This window comes from Cohnella sp. GbtcB17 (assembly GCF_019091135.1).
GTDB lineage: Bacteria > Bacillota > Bacilli > Paenibacillales > Paenibacillaceae > Cohnella.
The window spans coordinates 16,741-33,469 of sequence record NZ_JAGXJW010000018.1 but is presented as its reverse complement, the minus strand read 5'-3'; the positions used below and the strand labels follow the sequence as shown (position 1 = coordinate 33,469).

Here is a 16,729-nt window from a genome sequence, read left to right as displayed (position 1 = left end):
GGCGGCATCATCCAATGTCGAATCATCCTTTTCGGAATGTCGTCGTGCGAATTCTAGTCCCCTGACATAACGCTGTCAGCAGAGTCCCCCTATAATCGGAATCGTCAAATAAAAACCCTACCCGGGGCTGAAGGGACGATCTTTTATGCAATTTGCATCCGTAAGAATCATTACCGACGACGTAGAGCGACTGATCGCATTTTATGAAAAGATGACGGGCGTATCGGCGCAGCGTCCCGCACCCGTCTTCGCCGAGTTTGTTCTGCCTTCCTGCACGCTGGCGATCGGCCACTCCCAGACGGTGTCTCTGTTCGGTGCGGGCTCCGCGCGCGCGGCTGATAATCGCAGCGTAATCATCGAGTTTCGCGTGCCGGACGTCGATGCCGAGTACGCGCGCCTGGCGCCGCTCGTCGGCGAGTGGGTGCAGGAACCGACCACGATGCCTTGGGGGAACCGCTCCGCGCTGCTTCGCGACCCCGACGGCAACCTGGTCAACCTGTTCGCCCCGGTGACCGAGGACGCGCTGAAGCGGTTCGCTGAACGGGCTTAACCGAACGGAAAACGGCAGTCCCTAACCGCCGACTGCCGTTCTTTTTCTCCGGCCTATAAATAGGACCGCGTCCGATTCATATCCGTGACTAAAAACGGATTGTCCTTCCTCATGAGCTCGACCAGGCGCGGAGCTAGCGTAGCGTCCGCTTTCAATCGTTCAAACTCGCGTTGCGTGATGCCGACCAATTGAATGAAGTCGACTTTGCCATGGACCGTATCAATGCCTTCCACTTCCGTATCGCTGACGATGAGCAAGGCGGTAATCGCCGATTCCGCGCCGATGTGCAGCGACGTCCCGTTGCCTGCAATATATTGAAAGGGCTCGAATATTCTCTCTTTCGTATACGTGTATCTGGCAAGATTCGCGAGCATCTGAAGCGACCACAGACAGCTTTCCGCCGATTGCTCTTTTAATTTGAACGTCATCTCATAGCCCCAGCGGCTCCATTCGCCGCCATAAGCCTGCTCTTCCACGTAAAGCTCGGTCATCCCGTAAGTCACGATATGCTTGTAGCCGTGTGGAGAATGATAGATGCTGTATCCGTCGAGATAATCGTCGCCGCCGAACATGGCGCGCTTCTGGATCTCGGTTCCGTAATGCGCCGGCGTCTGCCCGCGATAAAGCTTGTCGAACGCTTCGTCGATGGCTTCCCAGCCGGGAGCCCAATCTTCTTGCTCGGAAGCCCGATTTTTGTACGCTTCTAAATTCAATCGATTCACCTCGCGATTCAGCTATAAATCCAGTCTACGGATTTATGGAGCAAAATAAAAGGGAGCAGTCGCCATGACGGCGTCCTACTCCTCAAAGCTTTGCTATTCGGCAGCGTCACGATCGCCGAGCAGACATCTCCAGTGTCATCCTTAAACCGGAGGATCGACATGGAGATCATGATCGGGCGCAGCCAGTGCCCATCTCGTAAAAGTAACTTCAAAACCCTCCCGGGTCGGCGAACATGCAAAAGGGCCTGCCCGGTTGCCTGTCGGATGTGGAAATCTTGCGACGCGAATGGTCCGCCAAGCATGCTTGCTGCTGCGCGCCCGGATAATGACGGCATCCTTGAGGATTGACGCGCGTACGGTAACTTCTTCGCCTGCCCATTCAGGCACGGCTGCAAGCGACCAGTCCGAATAACCGTCCGTGACCACCGTTGCTAGCTGAGGTATGCCGTCGTTGATTTCAATGCCTGCTTTAATCCATTGCCCGGGACCGTGGTATAACAGCACGCCTGCCTGATCGTACAGCTCCGTAAAGGAATGGAGTCCAAAACTCACTTCGATCGCCGTCCCGGAATCCCAATCAGCAAGCAAGGCCGGCCCGTCTTCATATTCGAATCCATACAAAGTCTTTTTCCAAAAGTCCCTCCCCTTCTCGGGCGACACCTTCAAAAATCCGCCTTCCTCCCGGAAGCTTTGAGGAGGATTAAGCCACGCGCCTGCTTGCCATTCCATTCGTTCACTCGGTGGTGTCATCTATGCTCCTCCTTTCTTCATGAAAGCGTCCGGACATTCGCCAACCGGTTAACGAACCGGCTCGTAACGGAGCGCCATGACGCCGGAGCGGAAGGGCCTGGTCTCGATCAGCTTCAGATTGAGTCGCTCATGGATGCCCCCCAATAAGCGGGGACCTCGCCCGGCAACGATCGGCTGCACCAGAAAGTGATACTCGTCCACCAGCCCCAGCTCCGCCAGTGTGGAACCGAGGCCGGGACCGCCGTTCACAAGCAGGCTCTTCCCTGCTGCCGTCAGCTTCGGCACTTCCTCGGAGACAGGCCCCTTCAGCAAAAAAGAATTCTGCCAGGACAAGCGATCCAACGTACGGGAGAAAACGTATTTGGGCGTCTCGTCGAGCTTGCGCGCGAAGTCAACCATGTATGCGGGGCCTTCGCCGCTGCGGGCAATGGCCGGCCAAGACCGCTCCATCAGCTCGTAAACCTCGCGTCCGTAAAGCCCGCCGTCGGTCCGATCCATCAGTTCCTCTGTATACCGGTGAAGCTCCTCGTCGGCCACCACCTGCGTATGATCGCAGCAGCCGTCCAGCGTCACATTCATCATCAGAATGATACGTCCCATTATGCAGCCTCCTTTATGTTTATATTGTATCATCCAGGCGGAGGCCCGATTTCTCATAGATTGCTGAAAGTGCGCAGCACGGGCTATGCGAGATCGAATATTTTACTTATGCAGCAAACGTTCGTTTCAATCGGCCGTGAATGCCAGCCCCGTCATCGACTCGGCAACGCTCCAAAGCCGCTTGGCCGCCTCCTGATCCACGGCGTACGCCTCGACGCCGAAACGAGGAGCGTCGTTCGTGTTCGACTCGCCGGCGACGACCAACTTGGCGATATCGACGTTTTCGCAGTATACGCCTCCTTTGCCGCGCAGCATCTCGCTCGCAGCGCACCAGACGATCGTGGCCGCCCCTTCCGGAACGGTCTTCCGCTCGTCATTGTATGCGGTGAACGTTCTTCGTCCGCGCTCGTCCAGCGCCCCCATTCCCCTCATCTCGTCATCGGTCAGATACTGGGACAAATTCGTGACGATCGATCCCGGATGAACGGCGAAAGCTCGTATGCCGCGCCCGCGTCCGCGCAAGTCAAGCTCCACCGCAAACAACGAGGCCGCCGTCTTGGATTGTCCGTATGCCGCCCACTTCTCGTATTCGCCCTTGCGATAGTCGATATCGTCCCAGCGAATATCGCCCAGCCGATGGCCGCGAGAAGAGACGATGACGACTCTGGCCTCTCCGGCCGCCTTAAGCGCCGGCCAAAGTCTGGCCGTCAGCCGGAATGGGCCAAGGAAATTCGTCGAGAACTGCAGCTCGTGTCCCAACTTGTCCCGTTCCAGCGGAATGGCCATGATGCCTGCGCTGTGCACAAGCATATGGAGCGGACGAGCCGAATCCAGGAACTGTCGCGCGAACGCATCGATAGACGCCGGATCGGCTAGATCCAGCTCCGCAGCTTCCGCACCCGGTATGCTGGCGGCCGCCTCCGCAGCCTTTTGCAGCGATCTTGCCGGCAGAATCACTTTGGCGCCGGCCTCTGCAAGCTGCCTGGACGTTTCCAAACCGAGACCCGAATGCCCGCCGGTAACGATAGCAATTTTCCCCGTCAAGTCTGTATGGGCGAGGACCTCGGCCGCCGTCGTGCGGGGACCGTAGCCTGTCGATAGCGGAGCTTGGGGCGTGAATACGGTGGTCATTGATTATCGTCCTTTCGTCTTTCCATCCTTGATGTCTTGGAAATGCTTGAGTTTGTACTTAATGACTTCAAGCGTCTCCGATAATTGTCTTGCCTGCTCTTCCACTCGTTCGCGATGCTGATCCAGGAGGTCAAAGCAAGCCGTTTCGTCGTTACGGTCGTATGCCTCTACATAGGCCAGGATGTCCTTCAAAGGCATCGAAGTATTGCGCAAATAAACCAGGAATCGGATCCGGCCAAGATCCGCTTCCGAATAGCGGCGTACGCCGCCGGGGCCTCTTTCCGGCGATTTCAGCAATCCTTTTTTCTCATAAAAACGCAGCGTGTCCGGAGCAAGCCCGGTGTCCTGCGCCACTTCGGCAATCGTATATTGTCGCGACATCGATTGTTTGTGTCCTTTCTTTGTTCAAGAGCGATCATGATCAGCACTAGCATATTCGTTGGAGTATGCTCCAAGTCAAGCGTCAACTATTCTTTAGGAACCGGTTGCCGTTGCGTCATTTAATCGATTTAACCGAATTCTTCCTCCTGTAATAATCGACTAGCGCCAATACGAATAGTCCGAATATCGCAATAAGCCATCCGTATGCCACCCTATTTTTGCCGCCTGCATATTCGCCGCCATAGGTCGCTTTTACGTATACGTCCCCAGCCTCTCGAACCGCGATGGCGTCGCGAATTTGAACGCCATTGATCCGGTAATACTTCGTTCCCTTAGGATATCGATTCGAAAAATGGCCCGAGTAGGTGCCTTCATGATCCGAATACTTGGTGACTTTGCCGATTTTCTCGCCAACTTGGCTCGGCTTGATTCGTTCATCCGTAACGACATATATATTTCCGTGGTAGACAACGAAAGAATAGGCCCAGCTCGCGTAAGCGGACCTGCCAAATAGCGCAAGCGTAAGAAAAAGCATCGCGAGGACGTACATCTCTTTTTTAAATCGCATGCCGCTCCTCCTCCTGCAACGCTGCGATATGCTCGTTACCCATTCGGTAAAATGCCCGAAGTAAGCAAGAAAACGCCTGCAATAATCGCAAGCAATCCGCTTATTCGAGCGGAAACGAGAGCGGCTGTACTCGGTTCCGCATTTTTGAATTGCCAACCGGCCCCTAAATACCAGGACACCTTTGGAAAAAACAAACCGACAGCTCCCATAACGATAAATAAGATGGGGAGCAACGTGAACATGAACATTCGAAGCAGCCTCCTTTTATAAATGGCGCCGAAAATGTAACCTTGTTCCAATATAATCATAAAAAGTAATTGGCGTAAATCGGCCCTTCCGCTTAATTCCGGTTGGAAACGAGAAAACGGGCCTCCCCGCTTTACAGCGAGGGACCCGTTCAAATGGTTAAATCGTTATGGTGTGCGCAAAGCGATCGCGCGTCTCAGCGCTTCGACGGTCTCGGCTCTCGTCGCATTCGCATGTGGATGGAACGCGCCGTCCTGGTAGCCGACAAACAAGCCCTTGTCCGCGGCGGCCGCAACCGACGGCAGCGCCCAGTCGGCGATGTTCGCCCGATCGGTGAAGGCAGCTTCCTTGCCGCCGCTCGCTATCGGTTGAAGCTTCAGCGCCCGCGCCGTCATGACGGCCATCTGCTCGCGCGTAATCGGAGCGTCCGGCCGGAACCTGCCGTCTTCATAGCCGTCGGCAATGCCGGCGCCATGAGCCGCGGCAATCGCTTCGCGCGCCCAGTGATTCGCCGTGTCGCCGAAGGCGCCGGCCTTCGCGTCCGCTCCGGCGATGCCGAAGGCGCGAACGATCAGCTGCACGAACTCCGCCCGCGTCACTTTGGCGTTCGGACGGAACGTGCCATCCGGGTAGCCTTTGACGTAGCCCTGGCCGACCATCGTCAGAATGCTCGCTTCCGCCCAATGACCCGAGATGTCGGCGAGCGCGGGCAGCGGTTGACCGGATGGGAGCGCTCCGGGAGCCGTCAGGACGGCGAACTTGGTAAAATGATTCGTATCGCCGCTGACCGTGCCGCGATTCCAGTCAATCGAGGCGTTGTTGAGCGGCACCCACTCGCCCGTCACCTCGTTCAGCCAATAGACGGCCACCTTGTCTGTCCTGGAATCCAGTCTGGCGCTGCCGAACGGCAGCGTGATTGTGACCGGCTTCAGGAAGATGCCCGTTATCGACTTCGCGATGTCGTAAACGCGGCTTACGCGCCGCGGCGCATCGGGCAGCTTGCCGCCGGCATTATCGTCTAGCGTCGCGATATAGGCGCTGAACGCTTCGGGGAAGACGCCGGCCGGGAAACGAATCGAAGCGCCTGCTCCGGAGATCGTCCCTCCCGCGGCCGGATCGATGCGCCAGCCGGCTGGTCCCGTCGGCGGGTTCGGCTGGGTCGGTTGGCCCGCGCCGTCGTCGTTGCCGCCGTTATCGCCACCAGGGTTGCCGCCATTTTCGCTGCCGTTGTTTCCACCGTTGTTGCCGCCATTATTCCCACCATTATTGCCGCCATTATTACCGCCATTGTTGCCGCCGTTGTTGCCGCCATCGTTGCCTCCGTTGTTACCGCCATTGTTGCCCCCGTCGTTGCCGCCCGACTTGGCGAGCTTCAACACGTTGACATGGAACGTCTTCGTTTGCTTGACGACGCCCTTGGTGACGGTCGCCGTCAGCGTTACGGCGGCGTCGCCCGCTTCGAAAGTCGGCCGGGTCACCTTCCCCGTCGCCGCGTCGATGAATTGCGGCTTGTCGGACGACCAGACGATCGTCGTCCCGTTGGCGCTTGCGGTCGGCAGCACGACGTTCTTTGTCGTGCCTGTCGGCCCCTCGTCCGCTGCGTAACCGATGGCGAGCGCGCCGATGTCGGCCGTCACCGCCTCCAGGTCGGTTATTCCGCCGCCGTTTCCTTCGTCCGACTGGGCAAGCTTTAACACGTTGACGGGGAACGTCCTCGTTTGCTTGGCGGCGCCCTTGGTGACGGTCGCCGTCAGCGTCACGGCGGCGTCGCCCGCTTCGAACGCCGGCCGAGTCACCTTGCCAGTCGCTGCGTCGATGATCTGCGGCTTGTCGGACGACCAGACGATCGTCGTCCCGTTGGCGCTTGCGGTCGGCAGCACGATGTTCTTTGTCGTGCCGGTCGGCCCCTCATCCGCTGCGTAACCGATGGCAAGCGCGCCGAGATCGGCCGTCACCGCCTCCAGATCGGTTATCCCGCCGCCATGTTCTCCGCCCGACTCCGCGAGCTTGGGCACGTTGACGAGGAACATTCTCGTTTGACTGGCGACGCCCTTGGAGACGGTCGCCGTCAGCGTCACGGCCGCGTCGCCCGCTTCGAACGACGGCCGAGTCACCTTGCCAGTCGCCGCGTCGATGATCTGCGGCTTGTCGGACGACCAGACGATCGTTGTCCCGTTGGCGCTCGCGGTCGGCAGCGCGACGTTCTTTGTCGTGCCGGTCGGCCCCTCGTCCGCTTCATATCCGATGGCCAGCGCGCCGAGATCGGCCATCACCGCCTCCAGATCGGTCATCTGGCCGCCCGACTCCTCGAGCTTCAGCACGTTGACGAGGAACGTCCTCATTTGCTTGACGATGCCCTTGGAGACAGTTGCTGTCAGCGTGACGGCGGCATCGCCCGCTTCGAACGTCGGCCGGGTCACCTTGCCGCTCGCCGCGTCAATGATCAGCGGCGCGTCGGACGACCAATCTACATCGGTTCCGTTCGCGCCCGCGGTCGTCAGCACGAGGTTTTTGGTCGCGCCGGCCGGTCCCTCTCCCTCCGCATAGCCGATGGAGAGCCCGCCGAGATCGGCCGTCACCGCCTCCAGATCGGTCATCGCGACGATGCTGCGCTGGTCGATGTCGAACACGCCATAATCCGTCCACGCATACTGCTCGTTCACCCGATAACTTGCGGCTACGACCGCCTGCCCTTGCCGCAGTCCCTTCAGGTCACCGCCGGCGATCTCCGCATATTGCTCGCCCGAGAGAACGCTCCACTCGACCGAATCGCCCGGCAGACGCACCGCCTTGCCTGCGCCGTCGTAGGCGTACAGACTCAGCGGCTGGCTGTCGCCCGAGCGCATCTCGCGCTGCATGCCGATGACGACCTTCTCGATGCGGCCTATGGCCGGATTAACGATCCGCTCGACGTACGTATTGTCCAGACCGAATGCATCGGATGCCGTGATCTTGACATCGAACGCCTGCTCGTCCGGCAGCGGAAGCCGGTAGGCGAAGCGTCCCTCATCGTCCACCTCGGCCGGGTAGCCGTTCACCGTCACGGCGGCGCCGATATCGGTCCGGCCCTTCAGCTCGACCTGGCCGTCCGGGAACGCCGGCTCGTCCACCGCCAGCATCGGCCCGCTCTCCTTTACGACGACCCGGTACGTCTTCTCGTCGGCGTCGCCGTCTTCGTCGTAGGCGGCGATCTCGATCTCGTTCGTGCCTTCCTTAAGCACGATATTCGTCGTCCATGCCGCCCCCGTATACACGTCGGGTTCGGCGGTGGGATCGTACATGGACGGATTCACCCGAACTTCCGTGCGGACCGCCCCGTCGCTCGCAAAGCCGAGCGTCACGTCTCCCGTGCTGCTGCGGAAGTAAGGCAAGCCGTCCGCATCGCGGTCCATGCGCACGACGCCGCTTGCCGGATCGACCGGCTGCACCTGGACGTCGAACTTAGGCGGATCGGGAACCGGCAGCTTCAGCTCGACCGGCGACGACCATTCGCCATAGTATTGATCCGGCCGCGCTTCGGCGACATTCGCGATGACCGAGACATCGTAAGCTACGCCTTCGGCGAAGCCGTCGACTTCGATATCGGCGTACCGCTCCGGTTGACCCGAGGACGGCACCGGGTGCTCGAAGAGCACGACAGGCGACTCGTCATCCGCCGGTTTCCCGTAGATCGTATACGAGCGCACGCCGTCTTCATCGACTTTGTCCCAGCTGATGCGCTTCTTGCCGCCGCCGGCGTCGACGGCCTGAACGGCTTTGGCCTTCAGATCCTGCTCGGCGATGCCGTACACGGCGACGTCGAACGACTGGCCGGCAGGCAGTCCGTACAGCGTCGTTCGATATACGCCGTCGTTCTCTTCGTCGCTCGCACCAGGCTCGCCGTAATACGGGATCGTATACGTCGTGCCGTCCGCATCCTTCAGTCGGACGACGTATTCCGATATGCCCTCGATCGGAGACCAGGCTGCAGCGTATTGGCCCAGCTTAAGCGGATCGTCGACGGTCGCCCAGTCGGCCGTCGGATACCCGTCGTAGGGATCCTTCGCCGTGCCTCCGGGAACTTCGCTTACCGCCTGCACGACGATCCGGTACGTCTCCGGCGCCCAGCCTCTGATCTCGGCTGCATACCGTTCCTTCCCTTCCTCGTAAGGAACGAACGTCCAGTTCGAGCCGTCCGCCGACTTTCCTTGCCCGTCTACCGTGAAGATGTAGTAGCCGGCCAGATGGTCGCCTGCCGAGGCGTCCCATTCGACTTTCGCCGCGCCGCGGCCGATCGCCTTCGCCGTCACGTTGCCCGGCGCGGTCGGCACCTTCGGATTCGTCACGGCGAACGGCGCGGAATCGCGGAAGCTGTTCTGCAAAAGCGCGCCGCTCCCGTCGTATTGCTTGAGCACCGCGACGATCTTGTAGGAGCCGCTCGGGATGCTCTCCGGCAGCTTCGGACGAAGCGTCGCCTCGTCGTCCGCGAGCGTCCCGTCCGACACCAGCCGCGTCAGCAGCGGCTTCGCGGCATTAAGACTTTGCAGATACAGGTCGACCTTGGTCCGCCCGTCGGCCGGCGTCCGTGTGAGCTTCAGATCGACCGCCGTCTCTCCGCCGTCCTGCGCCGCCGCGATCGTCTCGATCTCCGGCGTCGGGGCAGCGTCGAACGCTTCGACTTCCGCAGGCACGCTGCTCGTCAGCGTCCAGGTGCCCGCTTTGCTCCGCTCGGCGGGCACCGTGACCGCGATATAGCTTTGCACCTCTCCGGTGTCCGGATCGGTGTACTCGCTGCGGTACACGTTCGCCTCGTCGCCTTCTTCGACGAGCTGAACCTCTTCTCCGTCGGGATCGGTCAGCTTCAGGACGATGTCGCGGTCTTTCGCGTACTTCGCCTGCACGAGCAGCGCTTCGCCGCCGGCGGATTCGAACGTCGTCAGCGTCTTCGCTGCCAGCGCCCGTACGGCGCCGGCTGCCGGCTTGACCTGAAGCTGCTTCAGATTGGTGCCGATCGTTAGCCTTTTAGGATCGGCCTCGCCCGAAGCCGACAGCGCCGACAAAGCCGACACCGCCGAGAAGCCTTTCTGATCCGGATTGAAAAATTGCAATTGCTGGGTGCTCCACGTGTAGCGCACGCCGACCGGGATCGTATTCAGCGCCTTGGCGTACGCCTGAACGAAGTTCGTGTTCAGCGCCGCGGACGCGTCCGCGAGCTTCAGCCCCGGGAAGATGGGCGAATACGGCGGCAGCAGAACGGAGCCCCGGACGTAGCCGCCAAAATAAAATTGCGACGACTCGTTGTTGTAGCTGAGCTCGACGGACGCCTGGCCGACGATGACGTCGAGCAGGGTGATGCGCCCGCCGATCAGCGCCCCGGACACCGGATAGAACATGATCTTGCCCGTCATGTCGGCGACCGGGAAGAAGTACAGGTTCGCCGTTCCGCTCAAGGAAGCTTCCCGCGCGCCGATCGACAGCTTGACGTTGGATGCGCTGAGCGCCCGCTTGCCGAGCAGCACCGGCGACACCGTGTCGGTCACGCCGAACCAGAAGCTGCCGCCGAAGTCGGGATAGATGCCCTTGGCGATGCTGTCCCGGATCGTATGCAGTCCCTTGATCTCCCCGCCGAGCTGGTTGATCGTCAGCGGGATGTTCGGGATGTTGATAAACCCGACATTGTCCGCGTACTCGGCCATGAATTCGTCCGGGAACACGATCGTCCCGCCTTCCGGCGTCGGTACGGTAAAGATGCCGAACTTCCCCTGAATCCGCGAGCTGCGGTTGAAGCTGCCGCCCGATCCGGTCGGAACGGACTCCAGGTTCGGCAGACTCAGCTTGGCGTAGATGCTGTACAAATTCTGGATCGAATCGATACGCAGCCGCCCCTCGACCCCGCCGGTCTGGCCGGGCTTCAGGCTGTCCATCGTGACGAACGGACCGATCTTCATCTGCGGCAGCCCGACGCCCGCTTCCAGCGCGAACTTGATCTGCCCGTCCTCGTACACGCGGAACTGATCGACGGCCACCTCCGCATACAGCAGCTTGCTGAGCGCGACGTTGTCGCTGGCCCCGAAATAGCGATACAGCGTCTTCATGATCGACAAAATATCGAGCGAGCCCTTGAATTCGGCCGCATACTTTTTCGCGTCCGGATCGTAGACGACCTTCACTTGCTTGATGCCGAGCACGTACGGTCCGACGATCGCCTGGGCGTCGTCGCTGAAACCGAACACGTTCGGATTTTTGATTTTCATATCGTTGACGTTAAAGGTGAAGGCCTTCTTCCAGATCAGCGGCGAATTCGGAATATTCGTCAGCTGCTTCAGGTAGATGCGGCTTCGGTCGTTGCCGCTGACGACCGCTTGCGTCGCCCTGTCGTAGACGAGACCGTTGTCCTCGTATTCGTATGTGACCGGCTTGACGACGATCTCGCCGGGCATGTCCGCGTCGAACTCGGACACGGTCAGCTTCAGCACGTTGCCGAGCGATACCGCCTGCGACGGCTGAGGCACGACCGAATACGTGCCGTCGCCCATGTCCTGAATGTTGCCCTGGATGCGGAGCACTTCCTCCTCGCCGGCCGGTACGGACGGCAGCGCGCCGCCTTTGGCATAATAAATCTTGTTCGTCCGCTGCGTATACTGACCGCCGATGTCCGTGCGTGTCTTGAGCGTATCCTTCTTCGTAATCAGGAGCGTGCCGTACCCGCGCTTCATGACCGAGATGTCGTCGGTGATGCGGATCGCGTCGGGACGGTACATGCCTTTGCTCAAATCGTGCTCCACGCCGATGCCGTAGGAGCCGAGCGGCAGCTGCGGAAGCATGACGGACAGCTGGCTGTCGCTGTCGACGGTGACATACTTCGGCTCGATATTCGTCCGCGCGCCGTTCGCCGCCTGGATGTACACATGCCAGCGGTCCGGAGCGTCCTTGAGAAAATTAAGGCTGCTGCCGTAGATGACGACCTTGCGGAACGTCTCCTTCTCGTACATGCGGTTCGGCGCGACGGCCGTGAACTGGATGTCCGGCGGCTGCCGGAAGTCGTTCAGCACGACGATGTGCGCCGTCTCTTCCCGGCTCTTCACGCCGGGCGCATCGGGATCGCCTACCGTGACGCGAACCTTGAAGGCATAGACGTTGACCGCATCCGCGCCGGTGGCGACGAACCGCCAGCGGAAGGAGAGCCGCTCGCCCTTGGCGACCGCCGGGATATAGGCGATACGCTCGCTCCCGCCCTTCAGCTGGGCGCTGCCCGGGTATACGATCTCGACGCGCACGTCTTTCTGCGCGACAGACTTCGCGAGATTGTTCGCCAGCTCCGCGGACAGCTCGAACGACGCTTGGCCGCCGGCCTCCGACGTCACCTTCTGCGGCGCCGAGACGGTCACCGCCATATTGTCGAGCAGCGCCTGCCGCTGCTTCATCTCGCCCATGCCGACCAGCGTGGAAAAGGACGCGGACGCGCCGTCGGCCAGGGCGGCTTCGTCCCAGTAGACGGCGACCGCGCTGTCCGCCGTGCCGTACAGTCCCCCGTCCGCCGTATAATCGGTCCACTCGCTCCAGTCGTACTTCCATTTCGTCGCCGACAGACCGTTCCAATGGCCGAAAATGACGCGCGTCGGCTTCTTCTCCCCAAAGCCGTACAAGGTGCCATAGGCGACGACCTGCGGATCGCCGATGTCGTCCATCGCCTGCCAGTACAGCGGCACCTCGGCAGGACCAAATTCGCGTTCGCCGATGACGGGCGTCAGCTCGCCCGGCGCCATCAGCAGCGGTCCGTCGTTGTCGCCGGCCTTGACGTCGAGCAGAATCCGCGTCCCGAGCTTGACGCTCTTGCCGGACTTGTTGTCCACCCGGTACGACAGCTTCGCATTGCCCGCCGGCAGCGTCTTGTCGGTCTGCGGCACGAGTTCGACCGTCTGGCGGATGTCGACGCCCCGGTATCGCCATACCGACACGATCCGGTCGCCTTCGACGCTGGGCGCCTGCACGAAATAGCCGTACGGTGCGCTTTGCGGCCCGTAATCGTGTCCGTAGATCGCTTCCTCGCCGTCGATCCTAAAGCTCGTGAACGACGTCTCCGGCAACTCCGGGTTGTAGACGAGCGGCTGATCCTCGTCGCCGGAACGAACCGGATCGCCTCCGGTCGTACCCACGCCGATCCGCCCGTTCGCCTCGTTCACGCTGATGCGAAGCACATCGTCCGAGAGCTGCGGCCTTCCCGCGGCCAGCGCCCACCCGGGAGCAAGGCCCGAGACCGCCATCGCGACCGCGATTGCCGCCGCAGCCGTTTTTATCCATCGCATGCGCATTGACCCGTTCTCTCCCTTTTCGCTACTGCACATTGATCTGTCCGACGAAGGTTCGCCGTTCCCGGTCCTGGACGAAGAAGGTGTACCAGCCCGCTTCGTCAAGCGCGAGCGTCCGGTCCGCGATCGGCGTGCCGCCGCTCTTGAAGGCGCCTGCCGCATGCTTGCCGGGCAAATACTTGAAGACCAGGTCGTCGCTCTCCTGACCGGCGATGTCGAAGCGCAGCGTTCCCCGCGCCACCGTGACGTCGCCGCGCAGCCGGATCCCGTTCACGAACACGTTGATCCCGTTCATCTCCATAACGGACACGCCCCGAACCGCGCGCGAGATGTTGCCCGCGCTGTCGGCGACGGTGTAGACGATCTCGTAATAGCCGCCTTTGTACACGTCGACCTGGCTGGACACGCTAACCTTCGCGGTCAAGTCGCCGTCCCGGTTGTCGACGGCCGTAAAGCCGGGCTCGTCGAAGGTGAACGGCAGCCCCTGATAGACCGGATAGGTAAGCGGTCCGGCGAGCGTCAACGCCGGCGGCTCCTTGTCAATATTGGCGACGACGGCTTTGTACTCGCGAATGACGCCGTTGCCGTCTTTGACGAGGAAGACGAATTCGCCATTGTCCGCAAAAGTGTAGGACGCGCTTCCCCCGTTGTTGATCACCGTGAATCCGCTCGGAAGCTCCAAGGACGCCGCAACCGGCTTGTTCGTCAGCGCCGTCGTGCCGTATGAGACGGATACGGCAGGCGCGGTGCTGTCGATCCACGTCACGGCCGCCTTGCGGTTGTCTTCGTTTACGTATCCGCGAAGCGCGTTGCCGGCCAGATCCTCCACCTCGAATACATGCTCGCCATTTGCCGCGAACGTATAGGACACCCACCCGTTCCGGTAGGTGATGCCGTCGCCGACGCCCGGCTTGACCTTCTTGCCGACGTACAGATAGGCCGTCACTTCTCCCGCGGTCGGCTGACTGGTCGAATAGATAATCGGTCCGCCTCCCGCCAGATGGGCAAAGCCCGTCCTGTCGATCTGTCCGATCGACACCTGGATCGCGCTCGCCTCGCCGCCTTCGGGCTGAAGCTGAATCGAGAGCGGCGCGCCCAGCGGCGTAGCGTCCTTGATCGCAAGCGTATGCGACGTATCCGCGACCGCGGGGTCGATGCCGTCCCAATTCAGAATCTTCACCGGCACATCGCTTGTCAGCGTGAGCGTCACGTCACGCCCCGTCATCTCGGTCGTGTCGAAGCTTGCCGATACGGCCGGAGCGGGCGCCGCAGGGCCGATGACGTACGGCTGCGCGTAGGCCTTCCCTGCCGCCTTCCCTTCCGCATCCAGCGCCTGCGCGCGCAGCAGATACTCGCCGTCCGCGCCGGCGAGCGCGATCTCCTGTCCGCTCGGCACGTTTATCCAATCCTGTACGACGGCGCCGTCAGCCTTCTCGATCCGATAGCGCACGTCGCCTTCGGCGGCCAGCAAGCCCGCCGCATGCGTATAGAGCCGAAGTCTGTGCTCCGATGCCGAAGCTAGCTGACCCTGCGCATCGATCCGATCGACGTAGGTCGCCTTTAATTCCAGCGTGTCGTCGCCGCGGATCACGTAGTACGAGGATGCGGCAGAGACGATATTGGCTTTGTTGCCGGCCGCGAACGGATCCTTGTCGTACGGCGGCTGCGCGTGCCGACGCTCGACGCCCCTAACGTAGACGTACAGACGGAAGCTCGACCTGAAGCCCGAGCCCTCCCTGAACAGCGGCGTCGTGTCGATGCCCGCATGCGCCGTCCTGCCGCCGGCGGCCAAGGGCACGTCCGTCCATTTGTCGCCCATCGATTCGCATGCCCCGGGACTGCGCGCGCAAAAGTCGAATTCGCTGACCATGTACTGCACGGCGCCCAGCCCCGTGTTGTCCGCGACGTTGGCTTCGATGACATAATCGCCGCGGGCGAGCGGCTGGTCCGCAAAGTCGATCGCGAGCGGCGTCGTATCCTTGATCAGCTTGACCGGCACGGGGTTGGTCGCGTTTTTGTCGGTCAGAAAGCGGTCGGCGTCGTAGTAAACCTGCTGCCACATAAAGCCGCCCGTGACGGCATCGACGGTTTTGACGTACAGATAGTGCGTCCCTTCGCCCAGCGCGGACGTATCCCCGTTGGGCAGGACGGCCCAATAGCCTTCATATTGGCGCCCGTTCATCGGGTTGGTCTCGACGGCGCGATAGGTGTCCGAGAAAGGCTTGACCGCCAGATCGTCCACAGGCAGCTTGGAGCTGGCGCTCCACAAGTAGCCGCTCTTCGACAGATCGACGTCGGCGTAGCCCTTGTAGCCGTTCACCGACTTCTGCCCCGTGCTGTACAGGAACGCAGCAAGCCACGTATACGTGTTTCTCGGCATCTCGTACGACTGCCGCAAAAACTTGAAATCCGCGACTGCCGTGCGCAGGATGTCCGCGCGCATCATCGGATCGGACTCGCTGTCGCCCAGCGTTCGCAAGTACATGCCTCCCGCATCGCCCGAGCCCCCGCCGATGACGTAGAAGGGATTCATCGTGACCCGGGATTCGACGAACCCGCCGGGACCTGGATAAAAGAGGGTGTAGGGTCTCCAGTTGCCGCCGCGGTCTCTCACCTCGATATCCAAATCCGCCGACTTGCCGCGCGCTTCCGGCGGCACCGGAATATAGTTGCGCTCCGCCATCGTCGTCCAATCGACCGACTTGCTGTACATGCCGGCGCTCAGCCTGTACTTGAACTCGAAGTCTTGCGGATCGAGCAGGGCGTCCTTCACGTCGACGATGATCCGGTCGACGGACAAGCCGCTTGGCGGCTGGCCGCCGCGCTGAAGATCGGCCGGATTGGGCGTGATCGTCAGCGTCGGGTATTCGCGCTTGAACTGGGCGGCGGCCATGCCGGAGATGCCCGACAGGTCGATGACGGTCGTCGACTTGAGGACTGTCTGTCCATTGTCCGGATTAAGCGCATAGTACTTGATCGAGCCGTATTGGCCGTCGAGCGCCAGCTTGCGATCGAGCGTGAGCGGTCCGCTTGGATCGGAGAGTCCCGGCTCGAAACGGAACACAAGCGTATGGTCGCCTTCCTGTCTCTTGATGACCGCTCGACTGCGCTCCCACCAGTTCAGGGCGCTATCTTTATCGAAAACGTATAAGGCGCCTTCGGTGAAGCCTGCCAGCTTTTCTTTTACGGTAATCTTCCATTCCAGCCAGCCGTTCGGTCCTACCACGTAGCGATTCGCGTACGATTGGTAGACGACGCCTTTGTCGCTTGCCGTCATCTGAACGGAGACTGCCGTTAGCTTGGGCTGCTCGTCCGCCCGGGCCGCCGACGCGAATGCCGCCACGGCGATCCATGCGACGACAGCAAGCGCGATGCGAAAGCGCCAGCCGCTAAAAAAACGGCCTCCTGCCGCTGCCGATTGGACGGCTCCCCGCACCAGGCGGCGCATCATGGCGTCCCGCAGCAGCATATTCCTCTTGCGATTCATCTTTGT

10 protein-coding genes are annotated in these 16,729 nt (G+C 61.1%); 1 reads left to right on the top strand and 9 read right to left on the bottom strand.

Features of this window, described 5'->3' with window-relative positions:
• The first annotated feature begins 145 nt into the window (after nt 1-145).
• Complete coding sequence (locus KVT38_RS11905; protein ID WP_217593937.1) at nt 146-550, top strand: VOC family protein; 405 nt, start codon at nt 146-148, stop codon at nt 548-550.
• 53 nt (nt 551-603) lie between these two features.
• Here KVT38_RS11905 and KVT38_RS11900 read toward each other — a convergent pair whose 3' ends face one another.
• The 9 genes from KVT38_RS11900 to KVT38_RS11860 form a co-directional block, all read right to left on the bottom strand.
• Nucleotides 604-1,272: a suppressor of fused domain protein gene (locus tag KVT38_RS11900; protein WP_368859085.1), complete on the bottom strand. Its 669-nt coding sequence runs from the start codon at nt 1,270-1,272 to the stop codon at nt 604-606.
• A 141-nt stretch (nt 1,273-1,413) separates the two neighbouring features.
• Nucleotides 1,414-2,022 carry a DUF1349 domain-containing protein gene (locus KVT38_RS11895; protein WP_217593935.1) on the bottom strand — a complete coding sequence of 203 codons (609 nt, stop codon included), beginning with the start codon at nt 2,020-2,022 and terminating at the stop codon, nt 1,414-1,416.
• A 48-nt stretch (nt 2,023-2,070) separates the two neighbouring features.
• The gene (locus KVT38_RS11890; protein WP_217593934.1) at nt 2,071-2,622 is read right to left on the bottom strand and encodes a dihydrofolate reductase family protein; all 552 of its coding nucleotides are present in this window, start codon (nt 2,620-2,622) and stop codon (nt 2,071-2,073) included.
• Between the two features lie 126 nt (nt 2,623-2,748).
• Nucleotides 2,749-3,753 (bottom strand): SDR family NAD(P)-dependent oxidoreductase, encoded by a 1,005-nt coding sequence (locus KVT38_RS11885; RefSeq protein ID WP_217593933.1) that lies wholly within the window; start codon nt 3,751-3,753, stop codon nt 2,749-2,751.
• Nucleotides 3,754-3,756: 3 nt separating this feature from the next.
• Entirely contained in the window at nt 3,757-4,134 is a 378-nt protein-coding gene (locus KVT38_RS11880) for a MerR family transcriptional regulator (protein ID WP_217593932.1), read from the bottom strand.
• Between the two features lie 115 nt (nt 4,135-4,249).
• A complete protein-coding gene (locus KVT38_RS11875) occupies nt 4,250-4,702 on the bottom strand; it encodes a hypothetical protein (RefSeq protein ID WP_254639175.1) in 453 nt (150 codons plus the stop codon).
• 35 nt (nt 4,703-4,737) lie between these two features.
• Complete coding sequence (locus KVT38_RS11870) at nt 4,738-4,950, bottom strand: DUF6199 family natural product biosynthesis protein (protein ID WP_254639174.1); 213 nt, start codon at nt 4,948-4,950, stop codon at nt 4,738-4,740.
• Between the two features lie 165 nt (nt 4,951-5,115).
• A complete protein-coding gene (locus KVT38_RS11865; RefSeq protein ID WP_217593931.1) occupies nt 5,116-13,239 on the bottom strand; it encodes an S-layer homology domain-containing protein in 8,124 nt (2,707 codons plus the stop codon).
• Nucleotides 13,240-13,261: 22 nt separating this feature from the next.
• Nucleotides 13,262-16,723, bottom strand: a complete 3,462-nt coding sequence (locus KVT38_RS11860) for a DUF5011 domain-containing protein (protein ID WP_217593930.1) — start codon at nt 16,721-16,723, stop codon at nt 13,262-13,264.
• Between the last annotated feature and the right edge of the window lie 6 nt (nt 16,724-16,729).